This is a genomic window from Actinoplanes sp. NPDC049316, from assembly GCF_040677315.1.
Lineage (GTDB): Bacteria > Actinomycetota > Actinomycetes > Mycobacteriales > Micromonosporaceae > Actinoplanes.
Genome location: NZ_JBFAQM010000008.1, coordinates 41,445 through 57,604, shown reverse-complemented (window position 1 = coordinate 57,604; position 16,160 = coordinate 41,445). Strand labels below are relative to the sequence as shown.

Here is a 16,160-nt window from a genome sequence, read left to right as displayed (position 1 = left end):
CGGCCACCTCGCAGGACCTGCGCGCTGGGCTCCCTGTGGACAATCGGAGGGAGCCCAAGGCCTGAAACGTGCCGGAACTTGGGATACAAGAGGCCGTCGCCCGCGTTTCCGCTGGTGACGGCCTTCTTAACTGGCGCGCCCGAAGGGACCCCGCTTCGGACGATGCCCGAGCCTGACAGGAGCCGGTCGCTCGAAGAGATCGAGGACGACCGCTGGGGCGACCCGCCGGTCGACGCGACCCGGCTGGTCACCACGGCGTACGCGCTGCGCAAGCGTCCCGTCGGTGCGCTCGACGCCGAGGGTCTGCGCCTGCTCATCTCGCACGATCGAGAAGCCACCAGGCGCGGCAACCTCTCCAACGGTGCTGATGCTCAGTCGATATCCGGAGTGGTCGTCAGCAGCCAGGCGATCGGTTTCGGACCGGCGGGGTCGGGCTCGTACTCGCCGGTGGCGCGGTCGAGGGTGTGCCGGTGCACGGTCGTGATGCTGTCGCGCTCGATGACCCAATAGCGTGGGATGCCCGCCTTGGCGTACTCAGCCTTCTTGATGACGCGATCGACGATCTCGGAGCCCTTGGAGACCACCTCGACGGCGAGCAGCAGCCCGTCCGTTCCGGCATAGCTAGACCGGGCGGGGCGCGGTGGCCGGCCCTTCGCCCACACCGCTAGATCGGGTACGCGGCCGCCACCGACGTCGATGCCGCAGTCCGTGACGACCTCTTCCGGCCCGTAGCCGTGCGTCAAGAACCAGGCGAACATGCGAGACACCAGCAACGCGTGATCGGGATCCGCGGGGGGCACGACGGACAGCACTCCCTCGGGGCTGAGTTCGTAGCGATGGTTTTCGTCTGCCGCGGCCATCTCGGCGAGATCATCGAGCGTGATCTGCGTCGGCATCTGCGCACCCACAGCCTCGGCGCTCACGTCGCACTCCCCGGTTCGCTGGAGACGAAGGCATCGTGCCGGACTAGCAGGCGCGCCGGCACGGCGAATCGCCGTGGGCCGACCCACCGCGAACCCCATCGCGCGCGTCCAGCGCTCGTCATCCGTGCCACCTCCCACGTCGATCCTAGTTTCACGAGAAGCCGGAAACCATCGAAGCGCCACGCGCCGGGCCTCCCTGCCAACGGGAGGTCCGGCGACGCTGCCTCAGCGGGGCCCGACTAGCGAACCGTTCGCCACGGTGCCGACCGGAATCCCGGCCGGGCGCACGAACGGTCACTCCACTCTTCGGAACGGTCAAGTCGTTCGCGGGCCGCGCTCTCGAAGGACGTATAAGGCCTGGTCAGCGCCAGTCCGGACAGGGCGCCGGAGCACCACCCTCCCCAATAGTCGGGAGCTGTGCGGCGAAAAGTGGGAAACGAGGAAAGCCGCCACCCGCGTTTCCGCTGGTGACGGCCTTCCGAAAAAGCGCGCCCGAAGGGACTCGAACCCCTAACCTTCTGATCCGTAGTCAGATGCTCTATCCATTGAGCTACGGGCGCTCGGTGCTTCGCCAGCATACACACCGGCTTCACACGCGGAGACTCCGGGATTCGAACCCGGGAGGGGGTATAAGCCCCCAACCGCATTAGCAGTGCGGCGCCATAGACCAGACTAGGCGAAGTCTCCCCGGCGGCTTGCAGGCCACCGACGGTTGAGGATACCGGACCCTCGGACGGCCCGGCAAAGAGGTTCGCCCCCTCCGCGCGCCGCCCCCCGTCGGGCCCGCCCAGACAGCTCCGGACCGGTCACGTCCCGCCCGGACGGGCAGCGCTCCGCCCGTCCGGCAGGCCCCGCCTGCCGCCTCCGGACGAGTCACGTCGAGCCGGCCGCCGCGGCGCACCCCGCCCCCTCGGACCGGGGCCGACAACTCGGCTCGACCCGGCAGCCGCCGCCCGAAAACATGCGAATCGATCCGCGACACCGCTTTCCGACAGGTGAAAACGCCGTGGTCAGGCTAGGCTCCGACGGCATGGAGGAGAAGCAGCCGCCGCCGCGTCGACCGCGGTCGCCCCGCGCCGCGTTCAGCACGTCTGACCAGCAGGGATCCTCCGCGCCGCCGGCCCGGAAACCGCCGGCCACGCCCCCGCCGATCACGTTCCGGCCGCCGGGTCCCACGGTTGATCGAGGGAAGAGTACGGCCACAGACCACCCGACCGCAGACGAGTCCACCCAGGCCGACGGCTCCACCCCGGCCGCACCGCCCCGCAAGCAGCAACCCGCCTCGAGGCGCAATCCGGCGAACCGGCCGCCCGCCAAGCGCACGCCCAGCGGGGCGAACACCGAAGCCCCCAAGCGCACGCCCAGCGGGGCGAACACCGAAGCCCCCAAGCCGGCCCCGCCCCGGAGCGACGGCGGCACCACCGCCGGCCCGGCGAAGAAGGCAGCCGCGGCGAAGGCAGTGACGAACCCCACTCCGGCCAAGAAGACAGCCGCAGCGAAGAAGGCGAACCCGACCAAGAAGGCAACTCCGGCGGGCAGCTCTGCCACCTCGGCCAAGAAGACGACTCCCGCCAGGAAGGCCGCGCCGCTCAAGCATGCCCTCAAGGCAGCCGCCGCCGAGGTCGCCCCGGCGCTCGTCGAGCCCGACATGACGACAGTCCCCGACGAGCAGCCGACCGCCGCATCCTCCGGCCCGGACAAGCCGGCAGACACCCCGGCCACGACCGCGAGCGCCTCCACCACGACCGTGAGCGAACCGGACGAGCCCTCGAAGCACACCCCCGCTCAGCGCCACCCCATCGAGTCCGCCACCCACACCGAGGCCTGGGCACGTCTGATCGCCGACCCCGGTCACTCCCCCGAACTCCTCGCGCTGGCCGCCGTGCAGACGCTCGGCCCGCAGGCGCAGGAGTGGGCGGAACGGATGCGGGACGCGTACCCGAATGCGACGCCGGACGGGCTCGCCCGGCTGGCTTCGCAGCAGTTCGTGCGGTTCGGGACCGTGGGCAGTGTCTTCGGCGCGGTTGCCGGGTCGTACGCCCCGTTGACGCTGCTGGGGGCCGCCGCGCTCGCGCATGCCGAGCTTTCGCTGCACGTCGCGGCCGCGTACGGGGTCGACCCGGCCGATCCGGCGCGGGCCGCGGACCTGTTGCTTCTCACCCGGGTGCACCCGACCCGGGAGGACGCCGAGGCGGCGCTCGTGGCCGCGCGGGAGCACTCGTACGACGATTCCGGCATCACGGATGCGCTGTGGCGTCTCGGCCGGATGGTCGCGGTCCATGCCGGCGTCTGGACGGTGTTGCGCGGGGTCAACCGGCTCTTCCCGGGAGCGAGCCTGCTCGCCGCCGTGCTGACCAGCCGCGCCGCCGCTCACACAGTCGCCGCACGAGCCAACCTGTTCTACCGACAGCCACCCGGTCATAACGACCGCCGATAGGGCCGCCCGCCATCCGAGCCGGCGCGGCCGAACCGGAGCGGCCCGGCCGACCGAACCGGCGCAACCAAACCAGGCCAGGCCGACCGAGCCCGCGAAGCTGCACCGGGCCCGGCCCGGCCAATCGCGCCGGCGCGCCCGAACCGGGGCCCACCCGGCCAATCGCGCCGGCGAGACCAAACCGGGCCGGGCCGGCAAACCGGGCCGGGCCGGCCGGGCGAGCCGGCCCGGCCGGGACGAACCAGCGCCGCCGCAACGAGGCGGCGCGACCCAAGCACGCCGGCCGAATGAAACCCGCCCCACGCCGCCTACCCACATCCGGGGCGTATCGGGCAAGCGACGCGCCGACTGTCGGGAATCTGTGTCTCGCTCGTCGCACCTTCCGTGCGATGCGTGACCGTCTTCGCTGCTCACGCTTAGGGCATGGGAGACCTCGCGCGTTTGCTCAAGGAGAGCTGGAGCCTCGTCGAGGAACATCAGGACAAGGTCGCCGGGTATTTCTACGCTCGGATCTTCCTGTCGCATCCCGCCCTCCGCGAGCTCTTCCCCGTCCAGATGGACGTGCAGCGGGCGCGCCTGCTGGGCGCGATCGTCACCGCGGTGCAGACCCTCGAGGATCCGGAGCGGTTCGACGATTATCTGCGGGCGCTGGGGCGTGATCATCGCAAGTTCCACGTGGAACCGGAGCACTACGAGGTGGTCGGCGGCGCCCTGATCGAGGCGATGCGGCATTACGCGGGAGAGCAGTGGGGGATCGAGTACGACCAGGCGTGGGCCGACGCGTACGCGGTGATCGCCGCGAAGATGCTGGCCGGCGCCGAGGCCGACACGAATCCGCCGTACTGGTATGCCGAGGTCGTCGAGCACGAACGCCGCGCCAACGACATCGCCGTCTTCACCGTGATGCCCATGCAGCCGCTGGAGTTCCGTGCCGGGCAGTACATGAGCCTCGAGTGCCCACGCTTCCAGCCCCGGTTGTGGCGTACCTATTCGCCGGCGAACGCGCCGCGGCGGGACAACTCGATCGAGTTCCACGTCCGCGCCGTCGGGGCCGGGTGGGTCTCCAGCGCGCTGGTGCGCCGGCTGCAGGTGGGCGACATGGTCCGGCTGGCGGCGCCGATGGGGTCGATGAATCTGGACCGGCGCTCCACCCGTGACGCGGTGTTCGTGGCCGGCGGAACCGGTCTCGCCCCGGTGAAATCCCTGCTGGAAGAACTGACGCGCTACAACCGTACGCGGTGGGTGCATGTGTTCTTCGGCGCCCGCAACCGCGACGACCTGTACGACCTGGCCGCCCTCAACCGCCTCGCCGCCCGCTATCCGTGGCTGTCGGTGGTGACCGCCTGCAGCGACGATCCGACGTACCCCGGCGAGCACGGCAACATCTCCGACGTCGTCGGACGGTACGGCCCGTGGAACGAGCACGACTTCTTCGTCTCGGGCTCGGGGCTGATGGTGAAGTCGACCCTCAAGACCCTCGCCGAACTTCAGGTCCCGTCGATCCGCGTCAAGTACGACAGCTTCTCCGACTCATAGCCGTCAGTACGCCCAGGGCCGCCCGGTCTGGCCGTACTCCTCGACCGGCACGAGGGTAGCGTCGGCGGCCATGCGGTCCACGTACAGCCGGCCTTCGAGGTGGTCGATCTCATGGCTGACCAGGCGGGCCATCGCTCGTTCGAACGAGGTGATCACACGCGTCCCGTCGAAGCGGGCGTGTTCCACGTCGACCCGCAGCGGCCGCCGGACCAGCCCCCGGTAGTCGAAGAACGACAGGCATCCCTCGTACTGTTCGTCGGTCTCGCCGGACTCGTCGACGACGCGCGGGTTCAGCAGGACGACCGGCTCGGCGCCGCGCTCGGGCGGCCGGACGATGGCCGCCGCGGTGGCCAGGCCGATCTGCGGGGCGGCGAGGCCGACGCCCTTGCTGAAGTCGTGGACGCCCTCGAGGCGGTCCATGGTGGTCCGCAGGGCGGCGACGGCTTCGCGGGCCGCGTCCCCCTCGCGGGGCAGCTGGAAGTGTCGTGCGCGCTGGCGGAGCAGGTCCGCGCCGCGTTGGACGATGCCGATTCCGCGCATCCGCTGGCTCGCTCTCAGCTCGTGACCGTTGGTGGCCCGCTGGAGGACGTCTCCGGGCGGGGCCGCAGCAACTTCCGGTCTCGGGACTGCTTCGTCGCCGACGGTGGGTGCGGATTGCCCGCGGAACCGCCATTCGAGGCGGTATCGGGCATTGAGCAGGGGCGCGTCGGTCGACCATTCGAAGACGGCGCGCTTGTCGTCGTTGTGGCGTTCGAGGGGCGTACGGACGGGAACCTCCGCGGCGAGCGACGTCTCGACGCCCCACACCTGCGGTTCGAACTCGACCGGGAAGTCCAGCCGTACGGTGAGGTTGCGGGTGGGCAGACGCACGGCCCGCTGGAACCACTGCCCCCATTTCTCCTCGCCGACCGTGTACGCGTAGTCGATCGTCGTCCGTTCGCCCGGGTAGAGCGGGAACTGGCCGTGGTCGTTGGCGAAGAGCAGCCAGACCTCCTTGGCGGCGTCCCGGTCGAGCTTGAGCCGCCAGTGCATCGGCTCCGCCGCGTCCCCCTCGCCCGCGACGGCGTGCAGGTCCATCTCGTCGAAGCTGAGCGGGTGCGTACGGTGATGGCGGTTGGAGCCGGCGGGGTCGTGCGGGTACCGGTCGACCGCGATCTTCACCAGGTAGCGGGTGACGGGCTCGACGCCGGCGTTGTAGAGCGCCCGCCGGATCCGGCAGCGGTACGCCCCCTGCGTGTACGTGAGCTCCGCGACCTCCCGTTCGACGATGAGCCCCGTGCCGGGCGGCATCCACTGGACGGGCACCGGCGGGTCGCGGTGCAGCGTGGCGCCGCGTGCGTGCCGCAGCTCGTCGTACTCCTGGAATCTCTGCCAGATGGCGCCGCCGGCGGCCAGAACCGCCTCGGCGCGCCGGGCGAAGTCCTCCGTGGGCTTGTGCCGGCGGCCTTCGACGTGGCTGACGTAGGACGGGTCGAAGCCCATCCGGGCGGCGAGCTGCTTCTTCGTCATCCCGCGCTCGACCCGCCACTGCGCGAGCGCCGTCACGAACTGGTCGGCGGCCCTCTCGACAGGCGAGGTGGTCATCACGGATGTCCCCTTTGCGACAGGAATTTCAGTGTCCATGTCTTCCGGTGTCCGCATGGGGCTAGTAGCGCGTTGCCGACAGATACCTTGACGCCTCCGGCAACGGCGCAACGTTCCGTTAGGTGACCCTAGCTGGGGGTATTCGTGCAGAAGAACACCTGTCCGGGGACCGAGGGGGTGGCATGGTTAGGCTAGCCTTAACGGGGTACGGTGGGTGACCTCAGAGCTTGAGCGACGACAGCGCCCCGATTCAAGGACAGCGAGGTGAGCACGGTGATCCAGCGGAGCCCCTGCTCCCCCGGGCCCGGCGGCAGCCGGTGACGACCACCCTGGACCACGCCCCCGGTCACGCTTCGTTCGCCGACTCCCCGCTGGCACCCGTCACCGCGAGCCTGCGCGCGATGTTCGGCACGTCCACCGAGCTGCCGGGGCTCGCGCCCGACCTCCTGATCCGCGACACCACCGGCTGGGTTCCCGCGGCCGAGCTCGCCGGGAGCGCGCTGAACGTCCTCCTGGAGTCGTCGAAGCACCGCTGGCAGGCCCAGCCGCACGCCGCGGCCGCGCTGGCCTGGAAGGCGTACACGTACTGGCTGGCGCTCCCGGCGGTGCTGGGCTGGGCGTCGGCACGCCGGGTGCCGCTGCTCACCGGCACGGACGTGCTGATGCACTTCAACGACCCGCGCCCGCTGGTCACCCTCGGCCTGCACCCGGACATCACGGTCGCGGTGCTGCCGTCGGACCCGCTCGCGCTGAGCAGCCGGCCCGAGGTACGCGTCGTGGCGGACGAGGCGGCGCTCCTGACGGAGCTGCGCCGGTCGTTACTGGACGAGCACCTCACCCCGCTGCTCGACGCCATCCACGCGAAGGTACGGCTGGGCAAGCGCACGCTGATGGGCTCGCTGGCGTCCGGGGTCGCGTACGCGGTGCTGCGGTCGGCGGACGTGATGCCCGGCTCGTCCGCGCAGACCATCGACACGCTGCTCACCACGCTCGGCGTCGAAGACCTCATCGAGCTGGTTCCCGGCCGCGCCGGCAAGCTGGACGTGCAGCGCAAGACGTGCTGCCTGGCGTTCACGCTGCCCAAGCCGAAGGTGTGCATGGGCTGCTGCATCAAGCAGGCCTGATTCTCCTCGAAGAAAATGCCGGCGCGGGAATCCCGCGCCGGCATCGCTGTGCCGGGGTCAGCCCAGCGTCGCCTTCGGGTCGTCGACCAGGTGACGGACATCCCACACCCACGCGCCGCCGGTCCAGGTCGGCTGGAAACCCAGCAGGTCGGTCATCGCGCGGAGCATCTCGATGTCACGCACCTGCGGGGTGAGCACGATGACGCCGGCCTTCCAGTAGCGCAGGTCCGCCAGGGTCATCTCGCGCCGGGTGTCGCTGATCTCCGGGATCGGGTTGCCCTGCTTGATGGAGGTCATCAGGCCGCTCGTCGGCCGCCACGGCGGCGAGAACAGCGCCGTCCGGTCGGTCGGGTCGAGCGGGTTCTGGCTGGGCAGCAACGCGTACGCGCTGGCGATGCGCATGTCGAGCCCGGTGTACGCGCTCCAGCGCAGCGGGTCCGGATACGTGCTGTCGGGCAGGGGCAGCGACACGAGCGTGTGGTTGTCGTCCACGTACTGCCGCCAGGCGCCCGATGTGACGAACTCGGGGACCGGGTCCATCTTCACGGTCTCGAGCGGGGTCGGCGCGAGCGGCACCAGCGCCATCGCGACCGCGGTGATCATCGCGACCCGGACCGGGCCCCGCGCCCCCGGCTGCGCCTTCATCAGGTCCGACGCCTTCTGGCAGCCCAGCGCGAGGACGATGCCGACGACCGGGGCGATCGCCATGGCCCAGCGGGTGGGCACGGCCGAGTTCAGCACCGGCACGCTGTGCAGCAGTGCCCAGATGCCGGAGACGCCGGTGTCGACGCCGTTCAGGCGGACCTGCGGGCCGAGCGACATCGCGCCGAACAGCAGGCCGATCCCGGCGAGCGTGAGGACCGCGGCGCTGCGGCGCATCCACGCCACCAGGCCGAAGAAGAGGATCACCAGACCCCAGCCGAAGAACGCGTTCTGCTCGGAGGCGTTCTGGGCGAGGCGCGCCGCGGTCTCGCTGTTGCCGGCGATCGAGCGCTGCGCGTACGCGGTGAAGGATCCCAGGTCGGCCCCGAAGTAGCGGACGAACTCGGGCAGGCCGTGGTAGCTCTGCGGGCCGAAGAACTGCACACACAGCGGGTACGCCAGGAGCGCCAGCGAGACGGCCGCCGCGACGCCGAGGCCGCGCAGGAAGGTGAGCACCTCGGCACGGCCGCCGCGACGGCGGACCAGCCCCATGACCGCGCAGAAGATGCCGAGGCCCACCGCGGTCATGAACAGGACCTCGAGGTTGATGAACGCCTGCCAGACGAGCAGGCCCGCGAGGGCGAGGCCGTTGCGGACCACCCGGCCGGGGGTCCGCAGCGCGAGGGTCCGCCAGATGATCAGCGGGACGAGGAACTGCGAGACGATGTTCGGGTGCCCGCCGGCGTGCGAGATCATGCTGGGGGCGAAGGTGGCGAAGAGCGCGCCGACCCACGCCGCGAGCCGCGAGGCCACGAAGTGGCGCGAGAGCACCAGATACCACGAGATGCCGGTAAGTGCCAACGCGAGCGTGAGAAACGCGTTGAACGCCACATGCGGACCGAAGATGGCAGTGACGGGCGTCATCGGCAGTGAAACCGCCAACACCGAGGTGTTGGCCATCATGTTCACCCCATCGGGGTAATTCATGCGATCCGAGAAGAACGGATAAACGCCATCCGTGAGCACGCGTGCACCGTGCGCCAACATCCACTCGAAAAATGCTTGGTCCTGTGGATCGTCGCGCAACTCATGATCAAGGTTGAGCCACAACGGAGCTGTGACGAAGAGCGCTACCGCAATGAACGAGGTAATCGCGAGCGCGTCTCGCCAGGTGAGAGAACGCCACCAGCGCCGCCGCGGCGGCGCCTGCGGCTCGCCCGCAGGTGCCGTGCGATCTGCGGGTATGACGGAGATCGGCGCGGCCCCGACCTCGCTTTCCAGCGCGATCAGCTCCGCGTCCAGGTCTTCGGCGGCGGCCTCGCGGGGCGGTGGCAGAAGGTTCCCGCCGGGCGACTGGCCTGTCGAGTCAATACCCGTAATCGTCATAGCATCGGCGAGCCTAACCGAGGTTGGTAACAGTGTTGTGACGGGTGGCCGATGCGTGATCGACCCGATATGAAGGCGCGTTTTAGCGGTGACGGGCACCCGTCGTGCATGATGGGTAACGACCCCGGGTACCCGCCGGGCAATGTCTCAATCAGGCAAAAATAGAGCGCCCACCCCCTGCTCAACTTTCGGCAGGACGCACCGGATGGTTAACTCTTCCGGTCCCGCTGTCAGCTCGGATCGGCAAGACGAGGGAACCTACTTATGGCAGACATCACTGGAGACCAGCGGATCCAGTCCGAAGTGCTCGAAGGCCTCGCCATGGCGGTGAACCACCGTCGGTGGTTCGTCGAGCTCGCCCTCCCCTACCTGGGGGAGAACCCGATCGAGATCGGCAGCGGTCTCGGCGACTACGCCCTGGAGTGGGCAGAGCACGTTCCGCACTTCACCGCCACCGAGGCGGACCCGGACCGGCTCGTGCAGCTCAAGGAGCGCCTGGCCGACCACGCGAACATCGACGTGCGGCAGATGCTGCTGCCGGCCGCCGACGCCGCCGGTGAGTACAGCGCCGCGGTGTCGTACAACGTGCTCGAGCACATCGAGGACCACGTGGGCGCGCTGCGCAGCATGGCCGAGCTGGTCCGCCCAGGCGGCCGGGTCATCCTCATCGTGCCGGCGTTCATGTTCGCGATGAGCCAGGTCGACATCGCGACCGGCCACATCCGCCGCTACACCAAGAAGACGATGCGCGCCGCCATGACGGAGGCGGGCCTCACCATCGAGAAGCTGCACTACGCGAACGCGCTCGGCCTCATCGGCTACTACGGCGCGACGAGCATCTTCAAGCTGGCCCCGAAGGAGGGCCCGATGGTGAAGCTCTACGACAGCGTGGTGCTGCCGGTCACCAAGGCCGCCGAGAAGATCGTGAAGCCGCCGTTCGGCCAGTCGGTCTTCGTGGTCGCCAAGGTCCCCGGCTGACCGAGCGCCCACACCCACGAACGACGAAGCCCGCCGGGTCGGCCGACCCGGCGGGCTTTCGCTTGCAGCGGACCGTCAGCCCTTGACCTGGTATGTCGGGCGGATCGTCGCCCGGGCCAGCGTGTGGAACGCGAGGTTGAAGCCCACGTACGCCGGGGTCGCGTCCTCGCCGACCTCCAGCCGGTCCACGTCCAGGGCGTGCACCGCGAAGACGTACCGGTGCGGGCGGTCACCGGGCGGCGGGGCGGCGCCGCCGTAGCCGGCCTCGCCGTAGTCGTTGCGGATCGTGAACGCCCCCTCGGGGAGCGGGTCCACGCCGCGCGGCAGGTCGGTGACCGACTTCGGCAGGTTCACCAGCACCCAGTGCCAGAAGCCGCTGCCGGTCGGCGCGTCCGGGTCGAAGCAGGTCACCACGAAGCCGCGGGTCTCCTCCGGGAATCCGGACCAGGCGAGCTGCGGGGAGAGGTTCTTGCCACCGACGCCGGTGTGCACGTACAGCTCGTCGAGCGGCTGCCCGTCGGCCAGGTCCGTGCTCGTCACCGTGAAGGAAGGCACCGGCGGCAGGATGTCGTACGGATCCGGTGCTTGGGCGCGCTCCAGGCTCATACTCGTTGTCCTTCCAGCTGTGCTCGGTCCAGTCAGACTGCCCCGTGCAGCCGAGCGTAACCGGAAGACATGTCAGGGACCTTTCGGACCTATGACCGCCGCGGCCGGAAAAGTTCAACAAACGCACAGCTGGTGCGCGTCAAACCGCTTGACACGGGGAATAGTCGTGTCAGACATCCGACCGGGTGCGTGCGGCAGGAGATCCCCGCGCCTGGTGGTGATCGGTCGCCCGGCGACGAAGCCACGGCCAGCAAGTCGGCGCCTGTCCCACGGGACGGGCGCCGACTGCTGTCGGTGCCGTCGCAAACCGGCCCTGACCAGGACGCCGCGATGAGACGATCACTGTCGTGAGAGCTCCGCTGCAGGACGACGAGGCCGCCCGGCTCGCCGCCCTGCACGACGCCCAGGTCCTCTACACCCCGGCGGAGGACGACTTCGACGACATCGCCCTGCTCGCCTCGGAGATCTGCGGGACGCCCGTGGGGCTGGTGACCTTCGTCGACCGGGACCGGCAATGGGTCAAGGCCGCGATCGGCGTCGACCGGGACCGCGCCGGCGGCGAGCTCCCGTACTGCTTCCGGGTGGTCCGGGCCCAGGAACTGATGGAGGTTCCGGACACCGGCGCCGCCACCCCGGCGCTCGCGGGCCGGCAGGTCCGGTTCTACGCGGGAGCGCCGATCGTGCTCGACGGGATCCACTCGATCGGCACGGTGTGCGTGATCGACCAGCGGCCGCGGGAGCTGACCGAGGAGCAGCGCCGGGCCCTGCGCAGCCTCGCCCGGCACGCGTCCGTGCAGCTGGAGCTGCGCCGGTACGCACGGCACGCCGGCCAGATCGTGGACCGGCTGCGCCAGCTGGACCGGATGAAGGACTCGTTCCTCGCCTCGGTGAGTCACGAGCTGCGGACACCGCTGTCGTCCATCCGGGGCTACCTCGAGATGCTGCTCGACGGCGAGTTCGACGCGGAGACCGCACACCGGTTCCTGACCGTCATGCAGCGCAACTCCGACCGCCTGCTGCGCCTGATCGACGACCTGCTCACCGTCGCACGGCTCAGCGACGAGGGCGTGGAGCTGAGCCTCACCGAGATCGACCTGGCCGGGCTGGCCCGCCAGATCACCCGGTCGTGCCGGCCGCTCGCCGAGCACCGCGAGGTCCAGCTGCGCGACCGAGGCGCCGGATCGGTGCCGGCGCGGGCGGACGCCAAGCGGCTGAGCCAGGCCCTGAACCATCTGATCGTGAACGCGATCAAATTCACCGCGGCCGGGGGTGAGATCTCGGTGACCACCACGGCCGGCGCCGAACCCGAGGTGGTGATCACGGACACCGGGGTGGGCATCCCCGCCGACGAGCTGCCGCACGTCTTCGACCGCTTCTTCCGCAGCGCGGCGGCGGACACCATGGCGACGCCGGGGCCCGGGCTGGGGCTCGCGATCGTCCGCTCGATCATCGACGCGCACCACGGCAGCATCCACGTGGAGAGCGAGCTGGGCATCGGCACGACCGTCCGGATCACCCTCCCGAAACCCTGATCAGGGCGTACGGCCGGCCGCGCAGTAGTCGTTGCCGCTGGTCCGGTCGGTGTTGAGCGCGGTGAACGTGGCCTGGTTCGCGTCCTGCTCCCGGCGCAGGTCGATCCGCAGCCGCTGGTGCCCGAGCGAGTCGTCCGGCGGCACGTACGTGAACGGCCGGGCCGACGTCAGCCCCGAGGCGAGCGGCCGCCACGGCGTCGGATTGATCGGGTTCCCGGCGTACGCCCAGGTCCGCTGGGACAGCACCCCGGCGACGACCCGCAGCTGTACGCAGACCTGCTGCGTGCCCTGAATGGTGAGGAAGTCGACGGTGGAGGCGCCGGTGTCCGGCGTCGTCGAGACGCCCTCGGCGTAGCGCACCTGCCGGTCGAGCCGCTGCAGCGCGAGCCCCAGCTCCGCCTGCGCCACCGATCGGGTGTCGACATCGTCCGCCGACCGGTACATCGACACGATCCCCGCGGTGGCGATCGACGTCACGACCACCATGACGGTCATCGCGACGAGCAGTTCGATCAGCGTGAAGCCCTCGTCGCCGGCACGCGTCGACGCGGGCTTGCTCCCCATGACCCGTCTCATCGGCACCGCAGGCCCCGATCCGAGCACCTCACCGGCCGAACATCGCCGGCGCCGAGCCCCCGGGCCCGGCGCCAAGCCCCCCAGACCGGCGCCGATCTTCCCGAGACCGGCGCCAGGATGGCGGCCGGGCGCCGACCCCCGAAACCGGCGCCGGGAAGGTCGATCGACCCGGCGCCGGCGAAGGGCTGTCAGAACCGTTCGATGTGCAGGCCCGCGTACATCTTGCGGTAGACGACCCCGGTACGCGGGTTCCCGGCGTCGATCATCATGCCGCCGCCCATGTAGATGCCCACATGCCCCGCGCCGACGACCAGGTCGCCGGGCCGGGCCGCGGAGCGGGAGACCGAGCGGGCCCGGGCGGCCTGCGCTCCCGACGAGTGCGGGAGGCGGATGCCGGCGCGGGCGTACGCGCGCTTGGTGAACCCGGAGCAGTCGAAGGCGTTCGGGCCCTCCGCTCCCGCCGAGTAGCGTTTGCCGACCTGGGCCCGGGCGAAGGCGATGACCGCGGACATCCCGGCCGGCGCGCCGCGGCGAGTGCGGTGGTGCACCCGGTCAGCGCGCTTGGTGGCGGTCCGCCGGCCGGCCCGGTCGGCGAGGCGACCCCGGCGCTCGGCCCGGTCGGCCCGCCCGGACCGGTGGGCCCGCTCGGCGGTGGCGGCGACACGAGCCCGGTGCGCGGCGGCGAGGCGGGCCCGGCGCTGGGCGAGCGCTCGGCGCTGGGCGAGCGCGCGACGCTCGGCGGCGGCCCGGAGCTCGGCGGCGCGGCGGGACTGCTCTGCCCGCCGTACCGTCACGATCTGACGCTGCGCCGCACGCAGCGCCGTCGCGGCAGGGCGCGTGGCCGACCTGCGGGCCGCGGCCCGCGACGCCACCCGGTCGCGGGACCGGGCCGCAAGCGTCGCGTCGCCCGCCGCGGCGGGCGCGACGGCGAGGACGGGGTTGGGCCGGGGTTCGGCGGAGATCTGGACGGGTTCGAGGGCCGGTGCGCTCACGGCCAGCGCCAGGGCGCCGGCGGCCAGCACGCGGCCGGTGGTGGGACGGGACAGCAGGAGCCTCCGTACTCGGCCCGGGGCACTCACGCGCATCCCATCCGGACCGCAGCGTCGCTGCCGCCGGTCGGTTCGTCACCCGTTTCAGCGGCGACAATGGGAACCCGGACGTCATTGGTCATTCCGCGGACCATGCCAACACACATGTACGGCGCAGTTCCGTGGAATGGGCAAAATCCATCCGGGGCCGCTGTCGATTTCGGGCGACCGCCGTTCGTGTAGGGCGTGAAGAACACATATCCCAAGGAGGCGGATGTGAAGACGTACCTGCTCAGCCTGTATCAGCCCGACGGACCGGCGCCGGCGCCCGAGTTCCTCGAACCGATCATGCGCGGGCTCGCCGAGCTCAACCAGGAAATGCACGACACCGGAGCATTCGTGTTCACGGCGGGCCTCTGCCCGCCCGGCACGGCGACCGTGGTGCGCGTACGCGACGACGAGACCATGCTCACCGACGGCCCTTTCACCGAGGGCAAGGAACACCTCGGCGGCTTCACCGTGGTCCGGGCGCCGGACCTCGACGGCGCGCTGGACTGGGCGCGGCGGATGGCGGCGATCACCACGCTGCCGGTGGAGGTCCGGCCATTCCAGGGCTGACCGAGGTCTACCGCGCGGAGTACGGGCGCGCGGTGGCCGTCCTGACCCGCTACCTCGGCGATCTCGACCTGGCCGAGGAAGCGGTGCAGGACGCCTTCGCCGTGGCGGCCGACCGCTGGCCGCGCGAGGGGATGCCGCCCAGCCCGGCCGGCTGGATCATCACGACCGCGCGGAACCGGGCCGTCGACCACCTCCGCCGGGAGGCGGCCCGGGGCGCGAAGGAGGCCGAGGCGTTGCGGCTGCGCGGCGGCCGGACCTCGGAGGAGGACGATCTCTTGCGGCTCATCTTCACCTGCTGTCACCCGGCGCTGCGGCAGGAGGCGCAGGTGGCGCTCACGCTGCGGCTGGTCGGCGGGCTGACCACACCGGAGATCGCGCGCGCCTTCCTGGTGCCGGAGGCCACGATGGCGCAGCGCATCGTCCGGGCCAAGGCGAAGATCCGTGACGCCGGCATCCCGTACCGGGTGCCGGAGGAAGCCGAGCTGCCGGACCGGCTGCGGCCGGTCCTGGTCGTGCTCTACCTGATCTTCAACGAGGGGTACGCGGCCGGCACCGGCCCCGCCCTCGTCCGCGACGACCTGTGCGCCGAGGCGATCCGGCTCACCCGGATGCTGGCGGCTCTCATGCCGGACGAGCCGGAGGTGTCCGGCCTGCTGGCGCTGCAACTCCTCATCGCCGCACGCCGCCCCGCACGCACCACAGTGGACGGCAAGCTGGTACGCCTCGGCGACCAGGACCGCTCCCGGTGGGACACCGCGCTGATCGCCGAGGGACAGCGGATCGTGCGGGCGTGCGTACGCCGCGGCCGGCCGGGGCCGTACCAGCTCCAGGCCGCGATCAACGCCGTGCACAGCGCCGCGCCGACCGCCGCGGCCACCGACTGGCCGGCGATCCTGCAGCTGTACGACCAGCTCACGGCGCTCGCCCCGACGCCGGTCGTGGCGCTGAACCGGGCCGTCATGGTCGCCGAGGTCACCGGTCCGGCGTCCGCGCTGGAGATCGTCGACGGGCTCGGCCTCGACCGGTACCACGTCTTCCACGCGGTCCGCGCCGACCTGCTCCGCCGGCTGGGGCGTACGGCCGAGGCGGCGCGGGCGTACGAGCGTGCGGCGGAACTCACCCACAACGAGGCCGAACGCCGGCACCTGCTCGCGGCGCGCGGAGCAGACTAACCCCCATGCCGGAGGAGGCGG

13 protein-coding genes and 2 tRNA genes are annotated in these 16,160 nt (G+C 71.0%); 7 read left to right on the top strand and 8 right to left on the bottom strand.

Going from position 1 to position 16,160, the window contains the following annotated elements; genetic code table 11:
- Window positions 1-371: 371 nt before the first annotated feature.
- The 3 genes from AB0K03_RS14715 to AB0K03_RS14705 form a co-directional block, all read right to left on the bottom strand.
- Window positions 372-923, bottom strand: coding sequence for a Uma2 family endonuclease (locus AB0K03_RS14715; RefSeq protein ID WP_364684437.1), 552 nt, complete (start codon window positions 921-923; stop codon window positions 372-374).
- A gap of 487 nt (window positions 924-1,410) precedes the next feature.
- Window positions 1,411-1,483 (bottom strand) — tRNA-Arg (locus AB0K03_RS14710).
- A gap of 36 nt (window positions 1,484-1,519) precedes the next feature.
- Window positions 1,520-1,610: transfer RNA gene (locus tag AB0K03_RS14705), tRNA-Ser, on the bottom strand.
- A gap of 343 nt (window positions 1,611-1,953) precedes the next feature.
- On the opposite strand from AB0K03_RS14705, the gene AB0K03_RS14700 reads away from it, so the two are divergent.
- Both AB0K03_RS14700 and AB0K03_RS14695 read left to right on the top strand, forming a co-directional pair.
- Window positions 1,954-3,360, top strand: coding sequence for a hypothetical protein (locus AB0K03_RS14700; protein ID WP_364684435.1), 1,407 nt, complete (start codon window positions 1,954-1,956; stop codon window positions 3,358-3,360).
- 420 nt (window positions 3,361-3,780) lie between these two features.
- Entirely contained in the window at window positions 3,781-4,893 is a 1,113-nt protein-coding gene (locus AB0K03_RS14695) for a globin domain-containing protein (RefSeq protein ID WP_364684433.1), read from the top strand.
- A 3-nt stretch (window positions 4,894-4,896) separates the two neighbouring features.
- Here AB0K03_RS14695 and AB0K03_RS14690 read toward each other — a convergent pair whose 3' ends face one another.
- Window positions 4,897-6,477, bottom strand: a complete 1,581-nt coding sequence (locus tag AB0K03_RS14690; RefSeq protein WP_364684431.1) for a peptide deformylase — start codon at window positions 6,475-6,477, stop codon at window positions 4,897-4,899.
- Window positions 6,478-6,878: 401 nt separating this feature from the next.
- Here AB0K03_RS14690 and AB0K03_RS14685 point away from each other — a divergent pair, with 401 nt between their 5' ends.
- Window positions 6,879-7,601 carry a hypothetical protein gene (locus tag AB0K03_RS14685; protein ID WP_364684860.1) on the top strand — a complete coding sequence of 241 codons (723 nt, stop codon included), beginning with the start codon at window positions 6,879-6,881 and terminating at the stop codon, window positions 7,599-7,601.
- 57 nt (window positions 7,602-7,658) lie between these two features.
- On the opposite strand, the gene AB0K03_RS14680 is transcribed toward AB0K03_RS14685, so the two are convergent.
- Window positions 7,659-9,728, bottom strand: a complete 2,070-nt coding sequence (locus AB0K03_RS14680; protein WP_364684429.1) for a hypothetical protein — start codon at window positions 9,726-9,728, stop codon at window positions 7,659-7,661.
- A 165-nt stretch (window positions 9,729-9,893) separates the two neighbouring features.
- Between AB0K03_RS14680 and AB0K03_RS14675 the strand changes: the two genes are divergently transcribed.
- Complete coding sequence (locus tag AB0K03_RS14675) at window positions 9,894-10,607, top strand: class I SAM-dependent methyltransferase (RefSeq protein ID WP_364684428.1); 714 nt, start codon at window positions 9,894-9,896, stop codon at window positions 10,605-10,607.
- A 75-nt stretch (window positions 10,608-10,682) separates the two neighbouring features.
- Here the strand turns inward: AB0K03_RS14675 and AB0K03_RS14670 are convergent, their stop codons facing one another.
- Window positions 10,683-11,213, bottom strand: coding sequence for a YbhB/YbcL family Raf kinase inhibitor-like protein (locus AB0K03_RS14670; RefSeq protein ID WP_364684426.1), 531 nt, complete (start codon window positions 11,211-11,213; stop codon window positions 10,683-10,685).
- Window positions 11,214-11,560: 347 nt separating this feature from the next.
- Between AB0K03_RS14670 and AB0K03_RS14665 the strand changes: the two genes are divergently transcribed.
- Window positions 11,561-12,745 (top strand): ATP-binding protein, encoded by a 1,185-nt coding sequence (locus AB0K03_RS14665; protein WP_364684424.1) that lies wholly within the window; start codon window positions 11,561-11,563, stop codon window positions 12,743-12,745.
- Here AB0K03_RS14665 and AB0K03_RS14660 read toward each other — a convergent pair whose 3' ends face one another.
- Together AB0K03_RS14660 and AB0K03_RS14655 are read right to left on the bottom strand one after the other, a co-directional pair.
- Window positions 12,746-13,309, bottom strand: a complete 564-nt coding sequence (locus AB0K03_RS14660; RefSeq protein WP_364684422.1) for a prepilin-type N-terminal cleavage/methylation domain-containing protein — start codon at window positions 13,307-13,309, stop codon at window positions 12,746-12,748.
- 200 nt (window positions 13,310-13,509) lie between these two features.
- Window positions 13,510-14,400 (bottom strand): NlpC/P60 family protein, encoded by an 891-nt coding sequence (locus AB0K03_RS14655; RefSeq protein WP_364684420.1) that lies wholly within the window; start codon window positions 14,398-14,400, stop codon window positions 13,510-13,512.
- A gap of 225 nt (window positions 14,401-14,625) precedes the next feature.
- Here AB0K03_RS14655 and AB0K03_RS14650 point away from each other — a divergent pair, with 225 nt between their 5' ends.
- Window positions 14,626-14,967 carry a YciI family protein gene (locus tag AB0K03_RS14650; protein WP_364684858.1) on the top strand — a complete coding sequence of 114 codons (342 nt, stop codon included), beginning with the start codon at window positions 14,626-14,628 and terminating at the stop codon, window positions 14,965-14,967.
- On the top strand, window positions 14,955-16,139 hold the full coding sequence (locus AB0K03_RS14645) for an RNA polymerase sigma factor (protein WP_364684856.1): 1,185 nt from the start codon (window positions 14,955-14,957) through the stop codon (window positions 16,137-16,139). Before AB0K03_RS14650 ends, AB0K03_RS14645 begins: the two co-directional genes overlap by 13 nt.
- The last annotated feature ends 21 nt before the right edge of the window (window positions 16,140-16,160 follow it).

Bases quoted from the DNA above. Each gene is read 5' to 3' on its own strand.
- AB0K03_RS14700 (WP_364684435.1), top strand. From the start codon at position 1,954: ATGGAGGAGAAGCAGCCGCCGCCGCGTCGACCGCGGTCGCCCCGCGCC.
- AB0K03_RS14695 (WP_364684433.1), top strand. From the start codon at position 3,781: ATGGGAGACCTCGCGCGTTTGCTCAAGGAGAGCTGGAGCCTCGTCGAG.
- AB0K03_RS14690 (WP_364684431.1), bottom strand. From the start codon at position 6,477: ATGACCACCTCGCCTGTCGAGAGGGCCGCCGACCAGTTCGTGACGGCG.
- AB0K03_RS14685 (WP_364684860.1), top strand. From the start codon at position 6,879: ATGTTCGGCACGTCCACCGAGCTGCCGGGGCTCGCGCCCGACCTCCTG.
- AB0K03_RS14675 (WP_364684428.1), top strand. From the start codon at position 9,894: ATGGCAGACATCACTGGAGACCAGCGGATCCAGTCCGAAGTGCTCGAA.
- AB0K03_RS14670 (WP_364684426.1), bottom strand. From the start codon at position 11,213: ATGAGCCTGGAGCGCGCCCAAGCACCGGATCCGTACGACATCCTGCCG.
- AB0K03_RS14660 (WP_364684422.1), bottom strand. From the start codon at position 13,309: ATGGGGAGCAAGCCCGCGTCGACGCGTGCCGGCGACGAGGGCTTCACG.